General features: G+C 61.1%; 23 protein-coding genes and 1 tRNA gene. 15 read left to right on the top strand and 9 right to left on the bottom strand.

Annotated elements, in window-relative coordinates:
- Window positions 1-3: 3 nt before the first annotated feature.
- The 11 genes from AC1DWA_RS20995 to AC1DWA_RS20945 are packed head-to-tail and all read left to right on the top strand — an operon-like array spanning window position 4 to window position 9,756.
- Entirely contained in the window at window positions 4-867 is an 864-nt protein-coding gene (locus AC1DWA_RS20995; RefSeq protein ID WP_166813824.1) for a hypothetical protein, read from the top strand.
- The gene (locus AC1DWA_RS20990) at window positions 864-2,501 is read left to right on the top strand and encodes a Gp37-like protein (protein WP_477846957.1); all 1,638 of its coding nucleotides are present in this window, start codon (window positions 864-866) and stop codon (window positions 2,499-2,501) included. Before AC1DWA_RS20995 ends, AC1DWA_RS20990 begins: the two co-directional genes overlap by 4 nt.
- 46 nt (window positions 2,502-2,547) lie before the next feature.
- Window positions 2,548-3,639 carry a hypothetical protein gene (locus AC1DWA_RS20985; RefSeq protein ID WP_477846956.1) on the top strand — a complete coding sequence of 364 codons (1,092 nt, stop codon included), beginning with the start codon at window positions 2,548-2,550 and terminating at the stop codon, window positions 3,637-3,639.
- A gap of 3 nt (window positions 3,640-3,642) precedes the next feature.
- Entirely contained in the window at window positions 3,643-4,218 is a 576-nt protein-coding gene (locus AC1DWA_RS20980; protein WP_477846955.1) for a holin, read from the top strand.
- A gap of 1 nt (window position 4,219) precedes the next feature.
- Window positions 4,220-4,624, top strand: a complete 405-nt coding sequence (locus AC1DWA_RS20975; protein WP_477846954.1) for a hypothetical protein — start codon at window positions 4,220-4,222, stop codon at window positions 4,622-4,624.
- Window positions 4,625-4,936, top strand: a complete 312-nt coding sequence (locus AC1DWA_RS20970; protein WP_477846953.1) for a hypothetical protein — start codon at window positions 4,625-4,627, stop codon at window positions 4,934-4,936.
- Window positions 4,937-4,968: 32 nt separating this feature from the next.
- Window positions 4,969-6,033: a hypothetical protein gene (locus AC1DWA_RS20965; RefSeq protein WP_477846952.1), complete on the top strand. Its 1,065-nt coding sequence runs from the start codon at window positions 4,969-4,971 to the stop codon at window positions 6,031-6,033.
- A complete protein-coding gene (locus tag AC1DWA_RS20960) occupies window positions 6,030-7,937 on the top strand; it encodes a DUF7257 domain-containing protein (RefSeq protein WP_477846951.1) in 1,908 nt (635 codons plus the stop codon). The genes AC1DWA_RS20965 and AC1DWA_RS20960 overlap by 4 nt, the downstream gene beginning before the upstream one ends.
- Window positions 7,934-8,194, top strand: a complete 261-nt coding sequence (locus tag AC1DWA_RS20955) for a hypothetical protein (protein ID WP_477846950.1) — start codon at window positions 7,934-7,936, stop codon at window positions 8,192-8,194. The genes AC1DWA_RS20960 and AC1DWA_RS20955 overlap by 4 nt, the downstream gene beginning before the upstream one ends.
- Before the next feature lie 3 nt (window positions 8,195-8,197).
- Window positions 8,198-9,016 (top strand): hypothetical protein, encoded by an 819-nt coding sequence (locus AC1DWA_RS20950; RefSeq protein ID WP_477846949.1) that lies wholly within the window; start codon window positions 8,198-8,200, stop codon window positions 9,014-9,016.
- A complete protein-coding gene (locus AC1DWA_RS20945) occupies window positions 9,016-9,756 on the top strand; it encodes a DUF7257 domain-containing protein (protein WP_477916975.1) in 741 nt (246 codons plus the stop codon). The genes AC1DWA_RS20950 and AC1DWA_RS20945 overlap by 1 nt, the downstream gene beginning before the upstream one ends.
- A 66-nt stretch (window positions 9,757-9,822) precedes the next feature.
- Here the strand turns inward: AC1DWA_RS20945 and AC1DWA_RS20940 are convergent, their stop codons facing one another.
- The 5 genes from AC1DWA_RS20940 to AC1DWA_RS20920 form a co-directional block, all read right to left on the bottom strand.
- Complete coding sequence (locus AC1DWA_RS20940) at window positions 9,823-9,969, bottom strand: hypothetical protein (protein ID WP_477916974.1); 147 nt, start codon at window positions 9,967-9,969, stop codon at window positions 9,823-9,825.
- A 69-nt stretch (window positions 9,970-10,038) separates the two neighbouring features.
- Window positions 10,039-10,308: a hypothetical protein gene (locus tag AC1DWA_RS20935; RefSeq protein WP_477846946.1), complete on the bottom strand. Its 270-nt coding sequence runs from the start codon at window positions 10,306-10,308 to the stop codon at window positions 10,039-10,041.
- Window positions 10,309-10,350: 42 nt separating this feature from the next.
- Window positions 10,351-11,259: a tyrosine-type recombinase/integrase gene (locus AC1DWA_RS20930; protein ID WP_477846945.1), complete on the bottom strand. Its 909-nt coding sequence runs from the start codon at window positions 11,257-11,259 to the stop codon at window positions 10,351-10,353.
- Window positions 11,260-11,676: 417 nt separating this feature from the next.
- Window positions 11,677-11,913 (bottom strand): HAD-IA family hydrolase, encoded by a 237-nt coding sequence (locus tag AC1DWA_RS20925; RefSeq protein WP_477916972.1) that lies wholly within the window; start codon window positions 11,911-11,913, stop codon window positions 11,677-11,679.
- 181 nt (window positions 11,914-12,094) lie between these two features.
- Window positions 12,095-12,292, bottom strand: coding sequence for a hypothetical protein (locus AC1DWA_RS20920; protein ID WP_003941659.1), 198 nt, complete (start codon window positions 12,290-12,292; stop codon window positions 12,095-12,097).
- A 177-nt stretch (window positions 12,293-12,469) separates the two neighbouring features.
- Between AC1DWA_RS20920 and AC1DWA_RS20915 the strand changes: the two genes are divergently transcribed.
- Window positions 12,470-12,543: transfer RNA gene (locus AC1DWA_RS20915), tRNA-Ile, on the top strand.
- Between the two features lie 827 nt (window positions 12,544-13,370).
- Here AC1DWA_RS20915 and AC1DWA_RS20910 read toward each other — a convergent pair.
- Both AC1DWA_RS20910 and AC1DWA_RS20905 read right to left on the bottom strand, forming a co-directional pair.
- Window positions 13,371-14,333 (bottom strand): HTTM domain-containing protein, encoded by a 963-nt coding sequence (locus AC1DWA_RS20910; protein ID WP_080910074.1) that lies wholly within the window; start codon window positions 14,331-14,333, stop codon window positions 13,371-13,373.
- On the bottom strand, window positions 14,330-14,821 hold the full coding sequence (locus AC1DWA_RS20905; RefSeq protein ID WP_020969946.1) for a hypothetical protein: 492 nt from the start codon (window positions 14,819-14,821) through the stop codon (window positions 14,330-14,332). Before AC1DWA_RS20905 ends, AC1DWA_RS20910 begins: the two co-directional genes overlap by 4 nt.
- 366 nt (window positions 14,822-15,187) lie before the next feature.
- Here AC1DWA_RS20905 and AC1DWA_RS20900 point away from each other — a divergent pair, with 366 nt between their 5' ends.
- Window positions 15,188-15,904, top strand: coding sequence for an SGNH/GDSL hydrolase family protein (locus AC1DWA_RS20900; RefSeq protein ID WP_024487644.1), 717 nt, complete (start codon window positions 15,188-15,190; stop codon window positions 15,902-15,904).
- Between the two features lie 628 nt (window positions 15,905-16,532).
- On the top strand, window positions 16,533-16,880 hold the full coding sequence (locus tag AC1DWA_RS20895) for a hypothetical protein (RefSeq protein ID WP_024487645.1): 348 nt from the start codon (window positions 16,533-16,535) through the stop codon (window positions 16,878-16,880).
- Window positions 16,881-17,074: 194 nt separating this feature from the next.
- On the opposite strand, the gene AC1DWA_RS20890 is transcribed toward AC1DWA_RS20895, so the two are convergent.
- Entirely contained in the window at window positions 17,075-17,416 is a 342-nt protein-coding gene (locus tag AC1DWA_RS20890; protein ID WP_020969943.1) for a hypothetical protein, read from the bottom strand.
- A 243-nt stretch (window positions 17,417-17,659) separates the two neighbouring features.
- Between AC1DWA_RS20890 and AC1DWA_RS20885 the strand changes: the two genes are divergently transcribed.
- The gene (locus AC1DWA_RS20885; protein ID WP_477846944.1) at window positions 17,660-18,178 is read left to right on the top strand and encodes a DinB family protein; all 519 of its coding nucleotides are present in this window, start codon (window positions 17,660-17,662) and stop codon (window positions 18,176-18,178) included.
- Here the strand turns inward: AC1DWA_RS20885 and AC1DWA_RS20880 are convergent, their stop codons facing one another.
- Window positions 18,179-19,651 (bottom strand): mannitol dehydrogenase family protein, encoded by a 1,473-nt coding sequence (locus AC1DWA_RS20880; protein ID WP_477916970.1) that lies wholly within the window; start codon window positions 19,649-19,651, stop codon window positions 18,179-18,181.
- Window position 19,652 lies beyond the last annotated feature (1 nt).

Below are 19,652 nucleotides of genomic sequence, written 5' to 3'. Positions count from 1 at the left end.
GAGGTGACATTCTTTCCGGACAACACCGCGAACGTTGTTCTGGCTGGACCGGGCAGAGCGGAGAACCTTCCTGACCGGGCGTGGCATCTGTCCGAACATCATCTCGTCGGTCGCCAGGGCTGCGGTGTAGTCCTGGCGACCGGCTGGGCGGACTATCAAGAGCCGAAGGGAATTCACCAGTGGTTCAAGTCCGCTCGCGGCGACGGCGCCGTATGGCTGGGATCGGTCATCGAGCCTCGGGAGTTCTTCCTTCCCGTATACGTCCACAAAACTCAAGGCCGGCCATTCCATTCGGTCAACGACGGTTTCTGGTCGGACATCGACTACCACTTCGAATCACGGTTGTTCGTCAACACCCGTGAAGGGACTCGGTACCTCGATGTCCGGCTCGCAGATCAACCCCGAATCACTGATGTCTTCGACCCAGCGTTCGACGAATTCGTTCCCTATCTCGTTCCCGTGATCGCAGGCCGCCCGTGGTGGATGGGCTTGGAAGCGGTGTGTGAGTGGAAGAACGGGCAGTCGACGGAACGGTTGAAGCTCAAGAACAACGGTGACCGGAAGGGTCATCCCATCTGGACGGTGCAGGGGCCGGGGGTGTTTCAGATCCCGGACGGCGACAAGGTAGTCACCACTCCGAACCTCGAGGTCGGTGAGGTCGCGCGAATCCACACGGATCGATCGACCCCGCGGCCGATGCGGTCTAACAAGCGCCCGTTCCTGTACCGGGATTTCGGCGGGCAAAAGTTTCGCGGGTTCATTCCTGGTCGTGCGGAGATGTCGATGAAGAAACTCGCCGTCATCGGTGGTAACGCACAGTCGAGTGCGGTCGCCACGCTGACACCGATGTCGAGGAGGCCGCGATGAGCCAACTGCATCCTTCTCCCAACCTGTTTCCCTCACCGAACCTGTACACGGGGGAGCAGACCGCAACTGTGGATCCGGATGCGCCGGCCGCACTGGACTGGTGGTCGGCGCAGATGTGGGCCGAGCTGCTCGACGAGCCGATCCCTCGCGGAGCGGGCGCCGAGTTCGACGTCGAAGTCTTCGACTCCGCGTACGGACCACTCGGCACCATCGGTGACTACAAGTCGTGCAAGGTCAAATGGGTGCACAACGCCGTCGGTCCGGCGCAGTTGGTCATCGACGGCAGCAACGAGTTCGCCGAACTCGTCATGTCCTGCGACGAGACGGTGGTCCCGTTCCGGATCACCTACAACGGTAAGAACTACGACGGACGAGTGGACCGGGCGTTGCAGTCTGGGATCAAGGATCGCAAGACGATCACCGTCACTCTCGTGGACAACTTCATCTGGTTCCACGCGATCATGGCGTACCCGTCTCCACTGCCGGGATTCGAAGAGTTTCAACCGATCCCGCAGGACATTTACATCGGACCCTTGCGCGGCGGCATCTATCACTACTTGCAGCAGAACGTGTGGCGCCTGCAGTTCCGGACCGGGCAGTGCCCGATCACACTGCTGCCGTACGACCCGCTGCGCGACACCACTCCGTGGGTGAACTGGCTCGCCCGAATGGACCCCCTCGCGGACCTGTGGGGAGACGAACTCAAACACTCCTCATGTCAGGTGCGGATCCGGATGTGGATCAAGGGCCGCGACCCGCAGCCGATGCCGGACAAATTGACGCTGCTCGAATCGCAACTGATCGTTGACGTCATCGATCGCCCGAAGAAGGGCGGACTGGTTAACACCGGCACGATTGTGGACGGGCTGATCAACACCATCGCCGAAGCCGTCGCGGACGGTATCGACGACGTGATCGGCGGATACCTGCCTGGCCTGGCGGAGAAGATCGGGAAAATCCTTCGACAGCAAGAGATTCCGTCGTGCGTGTGGTCGGAGGATTCTGACGGCATCATCGACGCTCAGGTCGAGGTCATCGCTCCGAAGGGATACCGCGCGGTCATCGGCGGCAAATCTCCCACGTGGGTGAACAAACTCGTCCAGATGGGCGTCGAAGCGGGGATCAACGCGTTGCTTTCGTTCGCGAGCCTGGTCATCCCAGGGCTGGCGAACGCGATGTCCGGGATCCTCGACAACGTGTTCCTCGCGTTCATGGCCGCGACGGACTACCGACTCAAAGGCAAGCTCGGAAAGTTCGGACTGCCGGAGGTTCTCGGCGATGCCGGCGCCGGCGCTCACACGTGGTCCGGAAAGCAGGTCGCCAAGCAAACCCTGTTCGACAACGCCGGTAAACGCCGCGCGAGGGTCGAGGTTCTGGACTGGGCACCGTGGGGAGCGTTCGAGGACTACGACGTCGGACACCTCGTCGGCTGGGAAGACAGCTGGGGCAGCACTCTCAAGACGTTCTACGACCGCGTGTACTCGATCGAGGTCAACGACGACCGCGATGAACGAGTCGTCGTGCGGGCTGCGATCGGTGACGACGAGCCGGACAAGTCACCTGGACAGCGCACCGCGGAGCGCATCAAGAAGCTGCTCGCGACTGTCACTGCTGCGAGCATGGCCATGAACTAGTTCAAAGACATTGAAATGCAACACAATTCAACAGAGGAGTTTTGCCGTGCCACGCATCGTTACTCGTGCGCAGGTCGATGCGACCCGCGCCTACATCTGGTCGAAGGACTGGCTCCCGTACGCGTACGGCGGTTCCGGAAACCCTGGCGGCGACTGCAGCTGGTTCACCTTCGCCGTCGCAGCCCACGTTCAGGGACTGCCAGCCAACCGCCGGTACGGCTCAACCGAGAACTGCAATCGCCCAGGCGTGTTCGGAGCCAGCGCGACCGGGGACGCGAAGGTTCTCGGACTCATTCACGCCAAGAGCAAGGCGGACGTTCCCGCCAACGCGCTGCTCAAACTGGGGTTCATGCACGGTGGTGGCGGGTACGACTCGCACGTCGCCGGAACATTCGACGGACTGAATTTCGAATCCCGCGGAATGTACATGGGCCGCTCCGGACACGTCGTCGCCGCCAGCGCTCGCGCATGGAATGACCCACTCTTCCACGACTTCTGGTACCTCGATGCCGTCGTCGGTGCCGGCAATCCCGATGACTTTCCACTCCCCGGCGGATGGTTCTACGGCCCACTCGACGGACCGGAGGAGTCCGTGTCCGGAGAAGCGGGTGAACCTGCCTATCAGATCGAGGGCATCAAGCACCTGCAAGCCAAGCTGGGAATCCCAAGCACCGGCAAGTGGCGGGACGCTCAAGCTGCGATCGCCGCCGTCCAACGCACCGATCCGAGCCTGACCGCCGACGGCACAGTCGGACCCAAAACCTGGGCGCTGATCATGCGCCTGGGCTCCACACCCGCACCGAATCCAGGAGGCCCCGTGGCACTCTCGTACGAACAGCATGCCGCCCTGCAATGGGGCCAGTCCGAACCGGTCCGCAAGATCCTTCGCCCCGACAACGTCAAGGTGAAAAAGGGGGAGATGTGGCCCCGCGCCGGCCTCGCGGACATCTGGAACGAAACCGTGTGGGACGGATACAAGTCCCACGTCGAAGGCGACGACCGCACCGGATCTTTCGTCTTCTGGCTCCTTGAAACTCACAGCGAGGTGGTTGAGATCAAGGCACTGCTCGCGTCACTCCAAGCTCGATTCGCATCGGGCGACACCCGTCAGCAGCCCACCGCTGCACAGGAAGGCTGAATCATGACTGATTCGAACAACACGGTCACCGTCGCTACTGAACTGATCGGCACGTACTCGATCGACACCAGGGCGTTCTGGCTGGATCTCCTCGACCGGACCGGAAAGACTTTCGTTCAGACGCTGCTCGTCTTCCTTGCAGGCGGTGCGACTATCGCCTCTGTTTCGTGGGCGACGGCACTGTCGTCGGCTGCACTCGCAGCCTTGGTGTCGTTCCTCGTCGCATTGTCGACGTCGACGGCGCTCTCCTCTGGGAACTTCCTCGTCGACTTGGCCGACCGCGTCGGGCGCACATTCGTGAGCGCGTTGGTCGGAGCTATCCCGGCGACCGGCACACTCTCGGATATCCACTGGCGTGATGCCCTCACCCTCGCTGCAACGGCAGCGCTCGTCTCCGTACTGACATCGCTGGCCTCGCGCAACCTCGGGCCGTCGAAGGGATTGCCGTCCCTCGCGCCCGTCAGTTCGGAGCTGATTGCTATCGACGGCGTAGCCGAGGAAGTCACCGACACCGAGATGTCCACCGGCAATGCCGCGTACGACGGTGACGGCAAGCATCGCGCACCATCGGAGAACTGACGTGCCGCGCCCTGTTTTCGCAGCGATCGTCGAACGGTCGATGCGCACAGGCGCGTACGCGGGCGTCACAGTTGCCGGATTCGCGTCGATCCTGTGGACCCCGCGCACAATCGCCGATGTGCTCGGAGGCGGCACGTCGACGGCCTGGGGCATCTTCCTGCTCATCGGCGGCGCCGTGTGCACCTTCGCCTCAATCACCGAGCGGTACCTGATCGAGCACCCCGCGATCCTGGCCATCATCGCGGGCCTGGTGCTCTATCTCGTCGCACTGTGGGAGATCACCCTCGACGGCGAACTATCCCGCCTCACACAGACGGCGGTCATCACGGCGTACGCGCTGCATCTTCTCGCCAGGCATGTGCAGTTGCGCAGACTAGCTGGGGCTCTGACACCGAAGGACGGGTAGATGTTTGGGTTCACCGCCACGGAAATCGCGTTGCTAGTAACAGCATTCGGTGGAGGCAGCACCCTGCAGGCTGCTCTTGCAGCACTCAAAGCTCGCCGCCAGGGCGCGTACTCACGTGAGCAGTCTCAGAACACGGCAGTGGTGGCCGAACTGGCACAGGCGCGTGACCGGGCCGACGCGATGGAAGCCCGCTACGACCGAATGACTTCCAGCCGCAACGCGTGGCGCGAGCGTTCACACAAGCAGGACATCTACCACACCCGCCACTGCCGCACGGAGACCGACGAGTATCCGCCGGCACCGGCCGACTGACACAGACAGCGAACGCAGAGGAGCGCCCAGCAATGGAGCCTGGATTCAACTTCGAACTTCCCGCCACTTTGCGGGTCCGTCTCGCAGATCAGTGGGACATCCGCACGACCGGGCGAGGTGTCGTCGAGATCGAAGGCGGCGACATGGAGGTCGACGTCCTCGCCTACAAGGGAGACAAGGGCGACGCCGGCCGCGACGGCATGCCGCCCCGCTACATGGGAACCGTCGCCTCCGAGATCGGGCTACCCTCACCGGGGTCTCTGACGGCGGCTGACATCGGGCAGTGGTGGGGCGTAGCCGGGACACCGCACGCGTGGTTCTACAACGGCACCGCCGCACTGGCCAAGCACGAGAACTATGTGCAGGTCGGTCCCGTCGGCCCCGCCATCACGATCAGCAAAGGCACGATCACCGAAGGCGAGGACTGGGGTTTCTCTCTCGAACAAACCGACACAACCGCGTTCAAACTGAACATCGTCGCCAAGCCCGGTCCGAAGGGCGACGATTCGGTGGTGCCCGGACCGGTGGCCACCATCGGGACCGCCTCCGATTTCGACGGCTCGACCGCGCCGGAGGCCGGTGACGCCCTCGTCTATATCGGCGGCGGCGATTGGGCACCGCGCAAGCTCGCAATGTCGCCGGGTGTCTTCAAGAAAGACGGCTCGGCAGCGGATTGGCTCGCGGTCAACACCGGCAACAACTGGGGCGGCGACTACGCGACCATCACTACCCTGACCATTCCGGCACAGCCCTGGGCGTACGAGCCGGACGTCCACGCGCTGGTCGAGTTCATGGTCGCAGGCAACAACGTGCGCATGGATCTGGAAGCACGCCTGAACTCCGTCTCCGGACCGTTGCTCGGACGCGGCACTGGATCATCGGTCGGAATCTTCGAGAACGAATGGACACCACGGACTCTCGTGCCAGGTGGAAACGAAACCTCCGCACCCGGTGCATCGTCCACGATCGTCGCGGCAGGCGCACCCGCCACCATCCACCTCGTCGGCCGCCGCGTTGACTCCACCTCGAAGCTGCGATTCGAAACGCGCAAGGAACGCGCCATGCTGCGCGTGCGACCGATGCCGGTCATCGCATGAGCACCGCCGCGCCGACACCGGAGTACTTCGATCCACTGGAACCACACATCGGATTCTCCGGCTCCGACTTCGACCCGCCGTCGACGAGCGCCGGAGCCAGTCCAACGATCCGGGCGGCCGGCCAAGCATTGGCCGAGGGTCAGGAGCAGACGTCGCTCGGCGTCCTCGAGTCCATGGTCGTCCAGGTCGTGAAGGATCTGACCGGGGTCGATCTGACCGACCTCTTCGAAACGGTCGGCGGATTGATCGACAGCGGAATCGCCACCGTCACAAGGATCGTCGATGACATCGTAGGAATCTTCAACGGTCTCGTCGTCACTCCGATCAACAATCTCGTGCAAGGGGTCAAGGACTGGTGGGCAGGACTCTGGGCGCCAGGCAAGGGCGGTGCGCTCGAGCAAACCAAGAACGAGGCGATCACTGCGCGCGCTGAAGCAGAGGCAGCAGCGCAGAAGTCGGCGGCGAACGAGGCAGAGAACATCCGCAACAGCGATGCGATCGCAGCCGCGAACCTCGAACTCGGCACGAAGGCGGCGATCTCGGACATCCCCACCGATGTTCCGATGCACTTCACCCTGAACCCGATTGAAGATCCGGTGTTTCCGCGCGCGGACCTCGAACCCATCCCGATCGGCGTCACCGGCTCCACGGAGATCGGCTCGGGAGACTCTGGCCACTATCACAACCTGATCCCCACCGAGGCGCGGATCGTATGGGCGCAGCCGGTCTACACGATGGCATTGCGGCGCATCGACATCGCGTATATCAATGCCACCCGCAACCGCATCTACAACACTGTCGGGTTCCATATCGCGGAGCAATCCGTCGCCTCGCCGGCCACCTTCCGGGTGGCGGTGTTCAAGATGGGTGTCGACAGTGCAGGGTTCCTGAACGGCACCATCTCGTTCGTCTGGGCGAGTCCCGCAGGCGGCGAGCAGGGCAAGTTCGGTTTGAAAGCGCAGGACATCGTGGTCAACATTCCGGCCGCGAACCAGATCACCGCGAAGGCCGGCGACTGCTACGCAGTTCTGATGCTGCAAACCGGCTCCGGCACCGTGCGCAACCTCGTCGGTAAGCGAACCGCAGACGGCGCGGCCGCGTCCGGAGTGCACCCCTCACGGTTGGGAATGAGCTACAACGGGCCAGGCGGCGCGGGAGTGTCCGACTTCCCGGCGTCGCTGACCGCCGCGCAACTCGACAACGCATCGACGTGGGTTCCGTTCGCATTCATGGGCCAGACACGTGGGCTGCAGAAGATCCCACTGGTAGATCTGTTCGACCGAGCCAACGCCTCGCACCCGGGAACGAACTGGGCTGTCTACGGCGTGGGTATCGACATCGCGAACGGTATCGCGCAGTGCAAGAGAATCAATCACGGCAACCTCACCGCGCAGCGAGACGACCTCTCGCGCGGTGTATACGTGCTGCAAACCTCGACGGACTCGCAGTACGTGGCGGGCAAGATCACCGCGTTCGACCGCTCACAAGCGGAGCTGCAGGACAACCCCCGTGCACAGCTCGCGTTGCGGTCGAATGCCGATATGACTCGCGCGGTGACGGTCGGCATTCGGTTCGGGCTCATCGAGATCCGCGCGTACTCGTTCGTCAGCCCCGGTGGTTTGACTCAGAACTCGACGACCTACGCCTGGTCCGCTGGTGACTGGGTCGAACTGCATGTGACCATCTCCTCGATCCCAGGCCCCACGCTCGGCAAGTCCGTGTACACCGCGCACGTGAACGGCGCACCGATCCTGGAGTGGACGGACATGTCCAGCGAATCCGACAGCGGCGCTGGCTTCCGCCGTCAAGGGTTCGAGGTCGGGTCCACCCACCGCGGTGCGGTGTTCGGTTACTACTCGATCCCGTCGGTGGGATTCAACGAATGGAAAGCAGGAGACCTATGACAGCACAGACTTTCCACGTCGACGGACTCGACGGGATCACCTTCACCCCCACCTACGACGCTGCGAAGGCGTGGCTGGTGATCGAAGGTCACGACCGCGACGGAGACCTCGTCTCCCGGTCCGCATTCTCAGTGACACCTGATCCGATCGCGGACATTGCGATCACACCCGAACCCGAGGGCAGCTCTCTCGTTCCGGCGGATGTGCTGTCCGCTGCCGCGGCCCATGCGGAATCGGGTTCGAGCGAGGAGGGCTGAGCAATGGCGTACAACAAGCGTTACCCGAAGTGGAAAGACCTGCCGGACAAGACAACACCACTAGACGCGGCCTCCCTCGATCATCTGGAAGCGGGCATCGCAGCAGCCGCGGCGACCGCGGACTCCGCGACGACCTCCGCAGCCGGCAAGTACACCCTCCCCGCCGGCGGCGTCCCGAAGGTCGACCTGACTGTCTCCGTACAGGCTGCGATCGAGAAGGCCGTCACCGCCGTACAGCCCTCGGCACTGGCGGACGCTATCGCCGGGGTGGTTGCCAATGCCCCCGGCACGATGGACACCCTCGCTGAACTCTCCGCAGCACTCGGTGGTGATCCGGATTTCCGCAACACCGTTCTCGGGTTGATCGCGGCCAAGGCAGCGGCCGATGCGGTCGTCACCCTCGTCGGGGCGCAGACGATCGCCGGGATGAAGAACTTCGCCGCCGGTTTGCAGTCCGGCGGCAAGGTCGTCGTCGTCACCGACGATGCGCGTCTGAGTGATGAGCGGACACCGAAGGGCACGACACGCGCGGTGTGGAATGCCGGCACCGCCGACGCCGCCAGGCTGGGCCTGACTCCCGCAGAGCTGCGTGAAGCGATCGTGACCGCCATCGGTGTCACCGCGCCGAAACACCACACCCACGACCCTGACGACATTGACGGCCTGGTTACCGAGTTCTCGAACATTGCTGGTCAACTGATGGGCAAGGTGAACTCGTACCCCGGTCAGACGATCTTCAACTGGGCCGGAACGCAAGCCGCATACGATGCATTGCCGACGAGCGAGAAGTACGCGGCCGGCTTCATCGCGGCGATCTTCTGATGCCGTACCTCATCGGTGACGGGGCCGCTGCGAAACCGTTGGTCAAGATGCTCATCGGTAACGGCGCCGGAGCTGCGGTTCCCATCCAGAAAATCATGAAAGGGACAGGAGCAGGAGCGGCCGAAGTGTGGCCCGGCAAGCGAGTGTTCCGGGACGATTTCGTCCTAACCAACGCCTATCTCGAGGCGACGAAATGGACGACCATCGGCACGTCACCGTGGCTGCTATGTCAGGACGGTGGCAACGGGTTCTGTTTCGGCAACACCACCGACGGCAACCGCCCCTCGCAAGCGGTGTGGAAAGAGGACACCGCCACGTGGGAGCAGTACGTCAAGGCGGAGCTTGGGGACGTCGGCAGCACTGGACTCGGAATGTGGCTACAAGTCCACTCCGCAGAGAACTCCGACTCGTATGTAGGTATCCAGTGGAATGACTCCACTCTGACCTTGTTCAACGCACCAGGTGGTGGAGCGAGCACCGTGAACCGGGGCACCGCCACGGAAACCCGTGTCGTCGGCAAAGTGGTGGAGCTGCGAGCGGAGAAGAACCCGACGACAGGGATCTTCACCTACCGGGTGTTGATCAACGGTGTCCCGAAGATCACCTGGACGGACACGTCGAACATCATCCCGAAGCCTGCCGGGAACAAGAAGGTCGGGTGGGGAGCGCGCACCAACCGCTCCTTCGGTTCCACGAAGTACTCACCTCGCCTTGCCTGGTGGGAAGGTGGAGACATCTGACACTGTCAGAGACAACGATCGCCCCACCCTTCCCCGGGTGGGGCGATCGTGTCAGTTGCTGGTGCGCTAGCTGGAGACGGAGAACATCACGCCGCCGAGAAGGATCGCGAGGACAACCATGAGTTCGATACCGATGACGATGCCGGCCCCCAACAAGACCCAGAGCCACAGCGTCGGCTTCTCGACCATCTGTTCGCCGTGTTTCAGACCCAAGTCGTATCCGTCTTGCCAAACCCTGCCCTCACTATCGGCAGAGTTGTTTGAGGCAGTGTGTGTCATCAGTCAGTTTTCCTGATTCGCATGGCGAGCATTGAGGCGTCGTATCGACTTCTCGATCGACATCTGCGCGGCCATGACGGACAGCAAAATAATCAGACCGATGCCCGTCAACAAGATGCCGCGACTATCCAAACTTTGGTTGCACTCTCGGCTTCCCACACATTGCTCAGACGATTGTGAAAGGTCGAACGCCAGAAGGATGAGGCCGAAGGCGAGAAGCAATCCACCGCCCGTGACCAGTCCGCGAATAACGGCTGTCTGATTTGTTGTCATCCGCAATTGATACCAGAACGGTTGGACTCTTCCTGCGTGGCCCTATGCTGCGGTGTTGCCTGACTGGGCTGCGAGGACGGCTGCCCGCACTTCGTTCCCCGACACTGCGGTGTATCGCTCGGTGGTAGCAACGCTCGCGTGGCCGAGTGCCTCTTGCACTGCTCGAAGGTTGCGGGATCCGGCGTAAGCGCGAGTGGCGAAGCGGTGGCGGAGCTTGTGCATGCTCCACCCGTCGGGCATCAGGTCTCCGATGAGGGTTCCTACCCAGGCGGGGGACAGATGCCCGTTGTCGTTGCCGGGGAACAGGTACCCGTCTCTGCCACGACCGATCGTGTGGCCCCCCGGACCGCGCTGAATCTCGACTGCAAGGTCGTCGGGTATCGGGATGACCCGCTGCTTCGAGCCTTTGCCGTTGACGATGAGCGACCAGCCGTCGAAGTCCTCGATGAGATCTCGGGTGTGGACGCGGGCGACTTCAGCTCGTCGCAACCCCACCTCGCATGCCAGCCTGGCCATGATCCGTTCGCGCGCATTAGCGGCCAGGAGTAACTGCTTCCAGATTCGATCCGGGGCAGGCCGGGGATGCGGCTTCGACTCGGGAACGCCAGGCAGTCCGTTGGCTGGATTGAATGCGGCGAGGTTATTCGCGATTGCCCATGTGTAGAACGCAACCAACGAAGTTCGAAGTCCGCGGCGATGCTCATTCGACCACTGCTGCCGGCCGAACAGGTAGACCAACTGAGTCGTCGTGACGTCGTCGGGAGCGAGGGAGTGCAGGCGTCGAGCGGTCGCGCGGACATGACCTCGTCGAGTCCGGATCGTGGTGCGGGGTGCGCCGCCGGTGGTGAGCCAATCGACCCATCCTGCGACCGCGGCTTCCCACTCAGCCGGCAGAAGGAACATTTGTTTGTGCGGTGTTGGGTTCCGGATCACGTGAAGTTTGGTTTCCATGACGCTGAAGCCTTCCTGGTCCCGAGGCGTACTCGCTAGTAGATAAACGCTGGTCAGAGCCTTTATCGGTTTAGGTTCGGCGTGTCGCGAAAACGCGGTAACGACCGCCCGGATTGTCGCGATTTCAACTAGGGCTGTGAGTCCTCCAGCTCTGTCGCATAAAGGATGATGGTCCTCACTTTGTGCAGACCCACTGAAAGTGCTAATCGATCAATCGAAAGATCCACCAAAAGTACTACCAGAGATCTCTGAGCCGAAATCGCTTCTGTCAGGCGGGAATCCGTTCGCCCCATATCGGCGCTGGTCGCAAGGGTATGACCGGGCAATCGGACGGTTGCTGGTTCGAGTCCAGCCGGGGGAGCAGCAAAGCCCCTCACCTGAGAAATCGGGTGGGGGGCTTTCTTGTATTCGTCGCCGCTAGTGCGTTTGCAGCAGACCCACCGATCGAAGTGCCGRTCCGACGTCTGCCGCTTTGTTTGCTTGTTCTGCGAGAATTCCCAGCCGTCGAGCGCTGAGGACGTTCACCGGGTTGTCGTCGACGAAGAAGGTCTGCTGTGGACGCGCATCGAGAAACTCCAGCGCAGCCAGGAAGGCCGCAGGGTCGGGTTTGGTAGCTCCGAGCATGCAGGAGAAAACATGCTCGTCGATTGCCACTGGAGTTACAACACTTTCGATGGCGGCCAACAGGACAGGCCCATTGTCGTTTTCAGTGACGCCGATGGCCGCTGCACCCGTGAACGCGACGCGTAGATATTGGCGACAGATACACCAAAGCCCGACGCAAGTGTCTGCGTCGGGCTTTCGGTGGAACCGTCGAACTGTTTGACGGGTGCGCTTACTTCGCTGCGCGATCCGACGGCTCGAACAGCCGGATGATGTGGCTGGGGTTGATGTAATAGACACCATTCGGAGAATTGAGGACGAGAGTGTCTTCGGTGAAATCGGTGACGGTGCCGTTCAGCTTCGCGCCGTCGGACATGATGATCCGGATCGTGGCCTTCGAGTTCTTGAATTCGGTCAGTGCAAGCTTCATGTGGTGATCCTGTTCCGTGGGGTGTGCACTCCCACGGTATCGGCTCATCGCTCCTGTGCCGACCAACCTTGGAAGACTCGACTCGAAAGAGTGCAACGCGTCACCGCCTGCCCGATTGTGATCCGCGTCGGATGTGCCGGTAACATTCGGATTCGCCGCGATGCATCGCATCCGGATGGGGCGGTAGCTCAGTCGGTTAGAGCCGTGGACTCATAATCCATTGGTCGCGGGTTCGAGCCCCGCCCGCCCCACGTTCAGGTGCCGTGAGCCCGCGGGTCAGCCCCAATGACTTTTGTCGAAGATCATGCTGCAGACGATCGCCAAGGCGACTAGTGCGCAAAGTGCAATCACCAGGACAGTTGCCCACACGTTGTTGGGATTGAATCGCCTGGCAATGCGCCTGCGGTTGCGTCTGAGTCGAGCGTTCGTGGTCACACAACGAATCGTCGCATCATGATCGTCGATCGCAGATGAGGTGAAAGTCTCGGATCCAGATGACCAATTTCCCGACAGTGTCGGATGTGCAACGCTTCTGGACGTGACCGAGATGGCGACCACTCGGAAGACGAAGGAAAAGTAGGTACCTATCCAGGTATTTCAGCGTATGTGCTCAACCAGCCGAAGTGTCACGCTCTAGATGTACCTACGCACGGCGATCGAAGGTGATTTCGACGATCGAACTCAGGGGTCACTGAACAATTGTCTGTACCTGCCGACGCGAGCCCGGCCCACAGGTGACGACGATGCGTTCCAGTGACCCCCTGAGCGTCGACGCACGCTGGTTAAGCAGATAGCTGGCACGAAACCTTCTTCGCCTGGTGTAGGTGCAGGCAGTCGAGCCGACCCCCCGCGGCTCGGCTGCCCTCAACACGCGATGTGGGGTCCGAATGGCGGCGCCGAATTGGCGATTAGGGCGCCCGTCTGCGAACCGAATGTCAGTGAATGTAGAAGTTCTCGGAATTTCATTGGGAGACAGTAGGTTTGTTTGATCCCCAGGTTGAGGGAGTCTGGGGATCGCCTACCTGTGATTGGGGCACTCACGAACTGTGACGGAAAGGTCCGCTCCCGGATATTAGATTTACGGTGCGTCCGAACTGGCCGGAGATACTTGACGTGGAGTTTCCGGCGCCGACGTTCTACCGATATCGGGCCTTCTGCCCAGGACTCGCTTGGTGACCCATACGGCAGGTGCCGACAGGAACGGCAGATACACGAAGATATAGCTGTCGAACTCGATGCCCAACGCGAGATAAACCCCAAGGTGAAACCCGAGTAAGACGACGATCCCGATTCTGAACAAGACAGGGAAGAGCACGGCAACGATCAACCAGCCTTCAGCGAAGACAGTGGCGTAGTCGAGTGCTTTCCATAGCCACTCCGAATGGATGTCGAATAGTTCGTGGGTCAGCGGACCGAGCTTGGTGGGGTCAGCGACGTCTCGCGCAACGTAGCCCCGGGTTGCCTGCAATTCGGGGTTCAGCCAGCCCGACGCAGCTTTGGGTAGTGCCGCTGTAAACAGGGCGTAGGCGACCGTCACTGCCCAGATGAGCATGGGCAGTCCGCGGGTTTGAAGTGCTTTGCGTTGTGTGCGTGAACGTCGTGCGTCGAGGGACCATGCGGCGCCCCATCCAGCGGCTGCCATGGCCACCGGCAAGATTTCGAAAAGAATGAAGTGGTCGACCTTGCCGAAGGAATTGACCAACCCGCTGCCGGTCATGAGCGTGAGGGTCATTGCGATGGACGCGGCCGTCGTTCGATATCCGACCAAGATGGCGATCGCCAGGATGAATCGGGCGACTTCGAGTCCGACGAGGAAGTTCTCGGAGGGTGGTGACGACAGCAGGGAGAACGGACCGGATTGCGGATGAAACAGAATCGAGGGAACCTCGCCCGCCCACGTGTAGTCGATGGGAAACGCGATCACATATAGCGCGAAGAGGATTCGAATGACAGCGAGGAACCTCGCATCCCCGCGGTACGCCTCGCACAACTGATCGATGTGGTCGCGCAGGAACAACAGAGTTCCCGCACGGGCACTCATAGATCAACCCTTGTCGTTTCGCACGGGTCAGTTGACGCATCGGTTCCGTCGGTGATGTCGATAATTGTTTTGCGCCAGCAGAACTCGATACTGTCCGGGATGGCACCACTTCCGACTTCGACGCTGCGGTTTCGGAGCCATTCGACCAATTCAGGGTCCGCGGTTCGGGTGTTGCGGTCGCCTGCCCCGCTGGGGCGGAACGCATAATCGAGTGATGCTCTCGCGGATGAGTAGCGAATATCGCCGGCGAGATCCACTGGGTTGGGACTGATCGTGGATCCGTCGGTGTAATGGAGAGTGATATCCAAGCCACTTCCACTGAACTCGCCGTCTGCATTGGGCACGCCACCGAAGCTGGGCATGCGAATTGTCGGGTACGGCTCAGGGCGGACACCGAACGAGTAGGCGCCTTGCACGAGGAGTACGACTGCGAGTGCTGCGATCGCGATCAGTCGCCGATTGCTGCGCTTTGCTTCTGTTTCCGGCATGTCGACGTTCTTCCTGGCACCTGGTGCCGGTTTCTTCGAATGAGAAAAATAGAGGGGATTGCCGAGCGAGGGGACTGGGTGTTGTCGCGCGTCCGTGCAGATGTGCCGAAAGTAGTTGAAGTGTCGACGAAATATAGCTGCGCGATTGCCGCTTGTCGCAGTGTTGATTTGAAAATGGACTTTGGTCCGTCGAATGGGGGACGGTGTGCCCTGAATGCTTTGCCGCGCCTTAACTTCCAGCAAGCTTGGCCCCAGTCTGCTGTGAGAGCGGGATTTCACTCCTTCGTTGATGGCCGATTCAAGCGGAACGACAGATGCTTGACACTCGCTCAGAGGCAACATGATTCGACCCCGTATGTTTACGGGGTGACCAAACCCAACAAGCGAACTGTCGCCGTCATCGGTGCCATGGTTTTCACCGTCGTAGCGGTGATCGTAGGATTTGCGTACGAGCAATCCCGAGACAGTCGGGCAACTGCCTCTGTATCGCAGCCTGACAGTTCGGCGCCGGCGCTGAATGCCCCTACCGACGACTTCGACACGGTCGCAATTTTGGGGGACTCGTACTCGATTCCGAACACGACGGGAGATCATTGGCCGGCGCTGCTCGCCTTCGATCGTCGCTGGTACCTGGCAGATTTTGCGAGCGGTGGCACCGGCTACGTCCAGGGAAACGAGGAAAAAGGCAAGCTACCGTTCGGTGCGAAAATTGATCAGGTCGTTGCGGTGAATCCCGAGGTCGTCATCATCGCCGGCGGTCGGAACGATGTTTCGTACCCGCTCGAGGTGCGAGATGCGACTCGGGAGTTGTATGCGCAGCTACGAGATCGGCTTCCTCACGCCAAGGTTGTCGTCATCGGCCCCATCATGGACAACCGGCCTCCATCCGAGACCGCTGTCAATGTCAACGATCGAATCCGTTCCGCCGCTGAGCAGTACAAGCTGCCTTTCATTGATGCGCTCGCCGAGAACTGGCTGTCGGACCCGACGTTACTCAAGGAAGACGGCATGCATCCCACGCCGGCAGGTCAAAGGCTCATGTTCGAGAAGATCAGCGAGCACCTTCACTCGCTCGGTCTCTAGCTCTGAAGGAAAGCGAAGAGGACCCCGCAGGCGCGGGGTCCTCTTTTTCGTGAAAAGTATTGTCGGACTTAGGTCATCAGTAGCGAGGACTTTGGGCGCAGTCTTGGCTGGCCGGCTGCCTCGCACGGTGATGGAAAAGTTCGGGTAAGAAGGCTCTCGCGGGCTGTGTCGCCGCCCCTATCTGCGTTGCGGCTTTTGTGAATCGCAGTTCACCGCAGGTGATGCACGCGCGGCGATACCTACGCTGGGAGGTCGTCGGCGGAATGTCGTTTCTTGTGCCTTGCCGGTGGCTCGACCATCACTGCAGCCTGAACGGAGATGGAAGGGGCGGCGTAGATCATGTCGACAAGTTGGCCACCCTTGATGTTCTGCGCCACCCGTGATCAAACCGGGCAATCGGAACAAAGTGCTTGTCGAAGAGTTACAGTTGATGTTAATATGTAACGATAAGTCGCAAAATGAACATCGGCTTCGAGGTCGCGCTACCGGAAGCCGATGGGCGCCGGGGGAGATTGGTCTGCTGTCGATGGACGCGACGCCCGTTGGGTGGCACAGATCAAGGCTCTGCGAGTTGCTCCCGGTCGCACCTCTGATCAACCTGACAGACCAACGTAACGGAGAACATACTGTGGCAATCAAGAACTCGATCGCGCCTGGTGTCATAGCGGATCATGGAAACAGGCTGTTCGGCAACACTATTCGATCAGCTGAAGGTGAGGAACTCGTCCAGCGGCTGAATGCCATGTTCGAGCGAGCGAACAGCACAGGTCAGGTGGTGAATCAACGAGAACTCGCGACCGTGCTTTCTGCGCGGAGATCCGAGGATTCCCCGGGCGACCGGTCGATTCCGGCGCCTGACAGGCTGATGCATGCAACCGAGGGACTCTCGTACGAATCCCTCTCCTTGTTGATTTGTGCGGCCGAGCATTTGCTGCGTTCGGAAGGCGTACATGTCGACTCGGCGCCCTTCACCTGAGGGACGACGAGACTCGTCGAAGCCTCGGCCACGAACGCGTCACAGAATCTTCGAAAAACGAATCGAAAACCCTGGAAAATCGAAGTGGCCGGTCCTTCGCTGACGAACGAATATTTGTCACGAACGGAATGACGTTCATACGTCGTTGTTTGTAATTCCGTTGTGCGATAGGCGAATCGGACGCCCCGCGTTGCTCAACCGCAAGATCCCGATTCCGCAGCTTCGAAGGCTTCCTGGATGCGCTGACGCCCCTCAGCGTCGAATCCCCTCCAGTCGCGGTATGGTCCGCTCATGTATTCGCGGACTCGATCGATCGGTGACGCGGAATCGCTAGGAGTACGTCCCAATTCTTCGGCCAATCCGAGTATCGACTGGCAGATCTTTTCGACGGAGTCTGGTACTTCGAGCCTTCGGACCCACGTTCCGCCCGTTTCGGTTGTTGTCGTTGCGGTGTCGGGTTGCTGCACTGTCTGCGACCCGCAGCCCGCAATCAACAAGCCGGCAGCGAGAGTGGACAAGGCGAGCGAAGAGCGCATGTTTCGAATCAAACCAGATGCCGCAAACGATGATGGAAATACGGATCAACATTCGCCCCGGGCACTCGAATGAAGTGAATTGACGACCACCGCCTGCTCTTGCTGTTGCGCGGCTAGGGTGCGCCCACTTCCGCGCCACACGCGGAGAGCGTCAGCACGAAGGTAACCGCAATACCGAGCATGATTCGCTTCATCGGCCGATCGAAGCAGACTGACCCCGCCCTGGCGGACTATTCTCGATCCATGCCGATCACCCCGGATACAAAGAACTGGACCTGGGTCCTCGAACGCCCATGCGGCGAGTGCGGGTTTGATTCGTCCGCTGTTGCGTTCGCGGATGTTCCAGATCTTGTGCGTAGCAATGCCGTCTCGTGGGCCGAGGTACTGGAGCGCGAGAATGTGACGGAGCGACCGGACACCGAAACATGGTCAGCGCTGGAGTATTCCGCCCACGTACGCGACGTGTTCAGGATCTTCAAGGTGCGGTTGGAACAGATGCTCGAATTCGACGATCCGCGATTCGAGAACTGGGATCAAGACGCAACAGCTGAGGCCGAGCGGTACAACGACCAAGATCCGGCAACGGTGGCATCGGAATTGTCCGACGCCGCCGCGGAGGTCGCGAATGCCTTCGAAACCGTGCCAGAGGGTAGCCGCCAACGACGGGGTCTCCGCAGTGACGGATCGGCGTTCACCGTCGAATCGTTGGCGGCCTACTTCATTCACGATCCGATCCATCACCTGCACGACGTCTGGGCGTAGTCAGAGCCCGCGCACCTCCTCGAGGGTTCTTCTGGCTCCGACGGAGTGCAACGAGTCGAGGGTCTTTCGGAAGCTTGCGACAAATCGGCGATCGTCCACGAGATCGCCGAACACTTGGCGGTACCCGATGAAGGCCAACGGGTCGCTCGACTGTTTCTGGGCGAGCGGCACCAGAGCGTCCGACAGCTGATCGACGACGGTGATGGGATCTCCGTTCTCGTCTGTGCCCTCGGCGTAGCGGGCCCAGCTGGCGACAATTGCGGTGGACAGGTTGATCGACCCACCGGTGTCGAGTTGGGTCCGGATGACGGGCAACAGCCACTTGGGAATTCGATCGGACGACTCGGCGCACAGACGCGCAATCGTGTCGCGGACCTGGGGGTTCGAGAATCGTTCGATGAGGGTCTTCTTGTACTGATCGAGGTCGACGCCGGGTACCGGATCAAGGGTCGGCGTCGCTTCCAGATTCATGTAGTCGAGCAGGAACCCTGACAAGAGTTCGTCCTGGCATGCCTCGTGGACCAGGCGGTATCCGGCAAGGTAGCCGAAGTACGCGATGCCTTGATGGCTGGCATTAAGAAGGCGCAGTTTCATCAGTTCGTACGGGCGAACATCCGGCACGAGATTGACGCCGGCATTCTCCAGAGGTGGCCTGCCTGAGGTGAACTCGTCCTCGAGGAACCACGCGGTGAACGGCTCAGCTGCGACCGGCCACTGATCGTCCACGCCAAACGTCTCGGCGATCTCGGTGGTCACCTCGGCTGTCGTGACGGGTGTGATCCGGTCGACCATGGAGTTGGGGAAGGCGCCGTTCTCGTCGATCCACTCCGCAAGTTCGGGATCCTTCAGGGCGGYGAACGCTCCGACTGCCGTCCTGGCGACCGATCCGTTGCCTTCGATGTTGTCGCAACTCATGATCGTGAAGGGAGCGAGGCCCCGGTCGCGACGGAGTGCGAGGGCCGCACAAATCAGACCGAAGGTGGTGCGKGGGAGTGTTCCCGGCTCGAGATCGTGCATCACATCGGGATGGGACGCGTCGAACTCGCCCGTAGTGTGCGAGATGTTGTATCCGCCCTCGGTGATGGTGAGAGATACGATTTTCGTCGATTCGGATGCCATCTTTTCGATCACCGCCTCCGGATCGTCGGGCGCGAACAAGTACTCGACGATCGACCCGATGACCCGGCCCTGGAGGGTTCCGTCAGCATGCTTGAGCGCCAGCGTGTAGAGGCCGTCCTGCGCGCGGAGTGCGTCTTTCATTCGCTTGTCCGACGGCATCACTCCCACTCCGCAGATTCCCCAGTCGAAGGCTTCACCTCGTCGCAGGAGGGTATCGATGTACATGGCCTGGTGTGCACGGTGAAAGCCTCCGACACCGAAATGCACTATGCCGGTAGTGACTTTGCTCCGGTCGTAGGTCGGCACTTCGAGTGCAGCATCGAAGTCGAGCAAGGTCTTCGTATTGAGTTCCATG

This window comes from Rhodococcus sp. P4_F3_2, from assembly GCF_056401335.1.
Note: the sequence above shows the minus strand (reverse complement) of the source record. Positions and strands in the feature narration are given on the sequence as shown.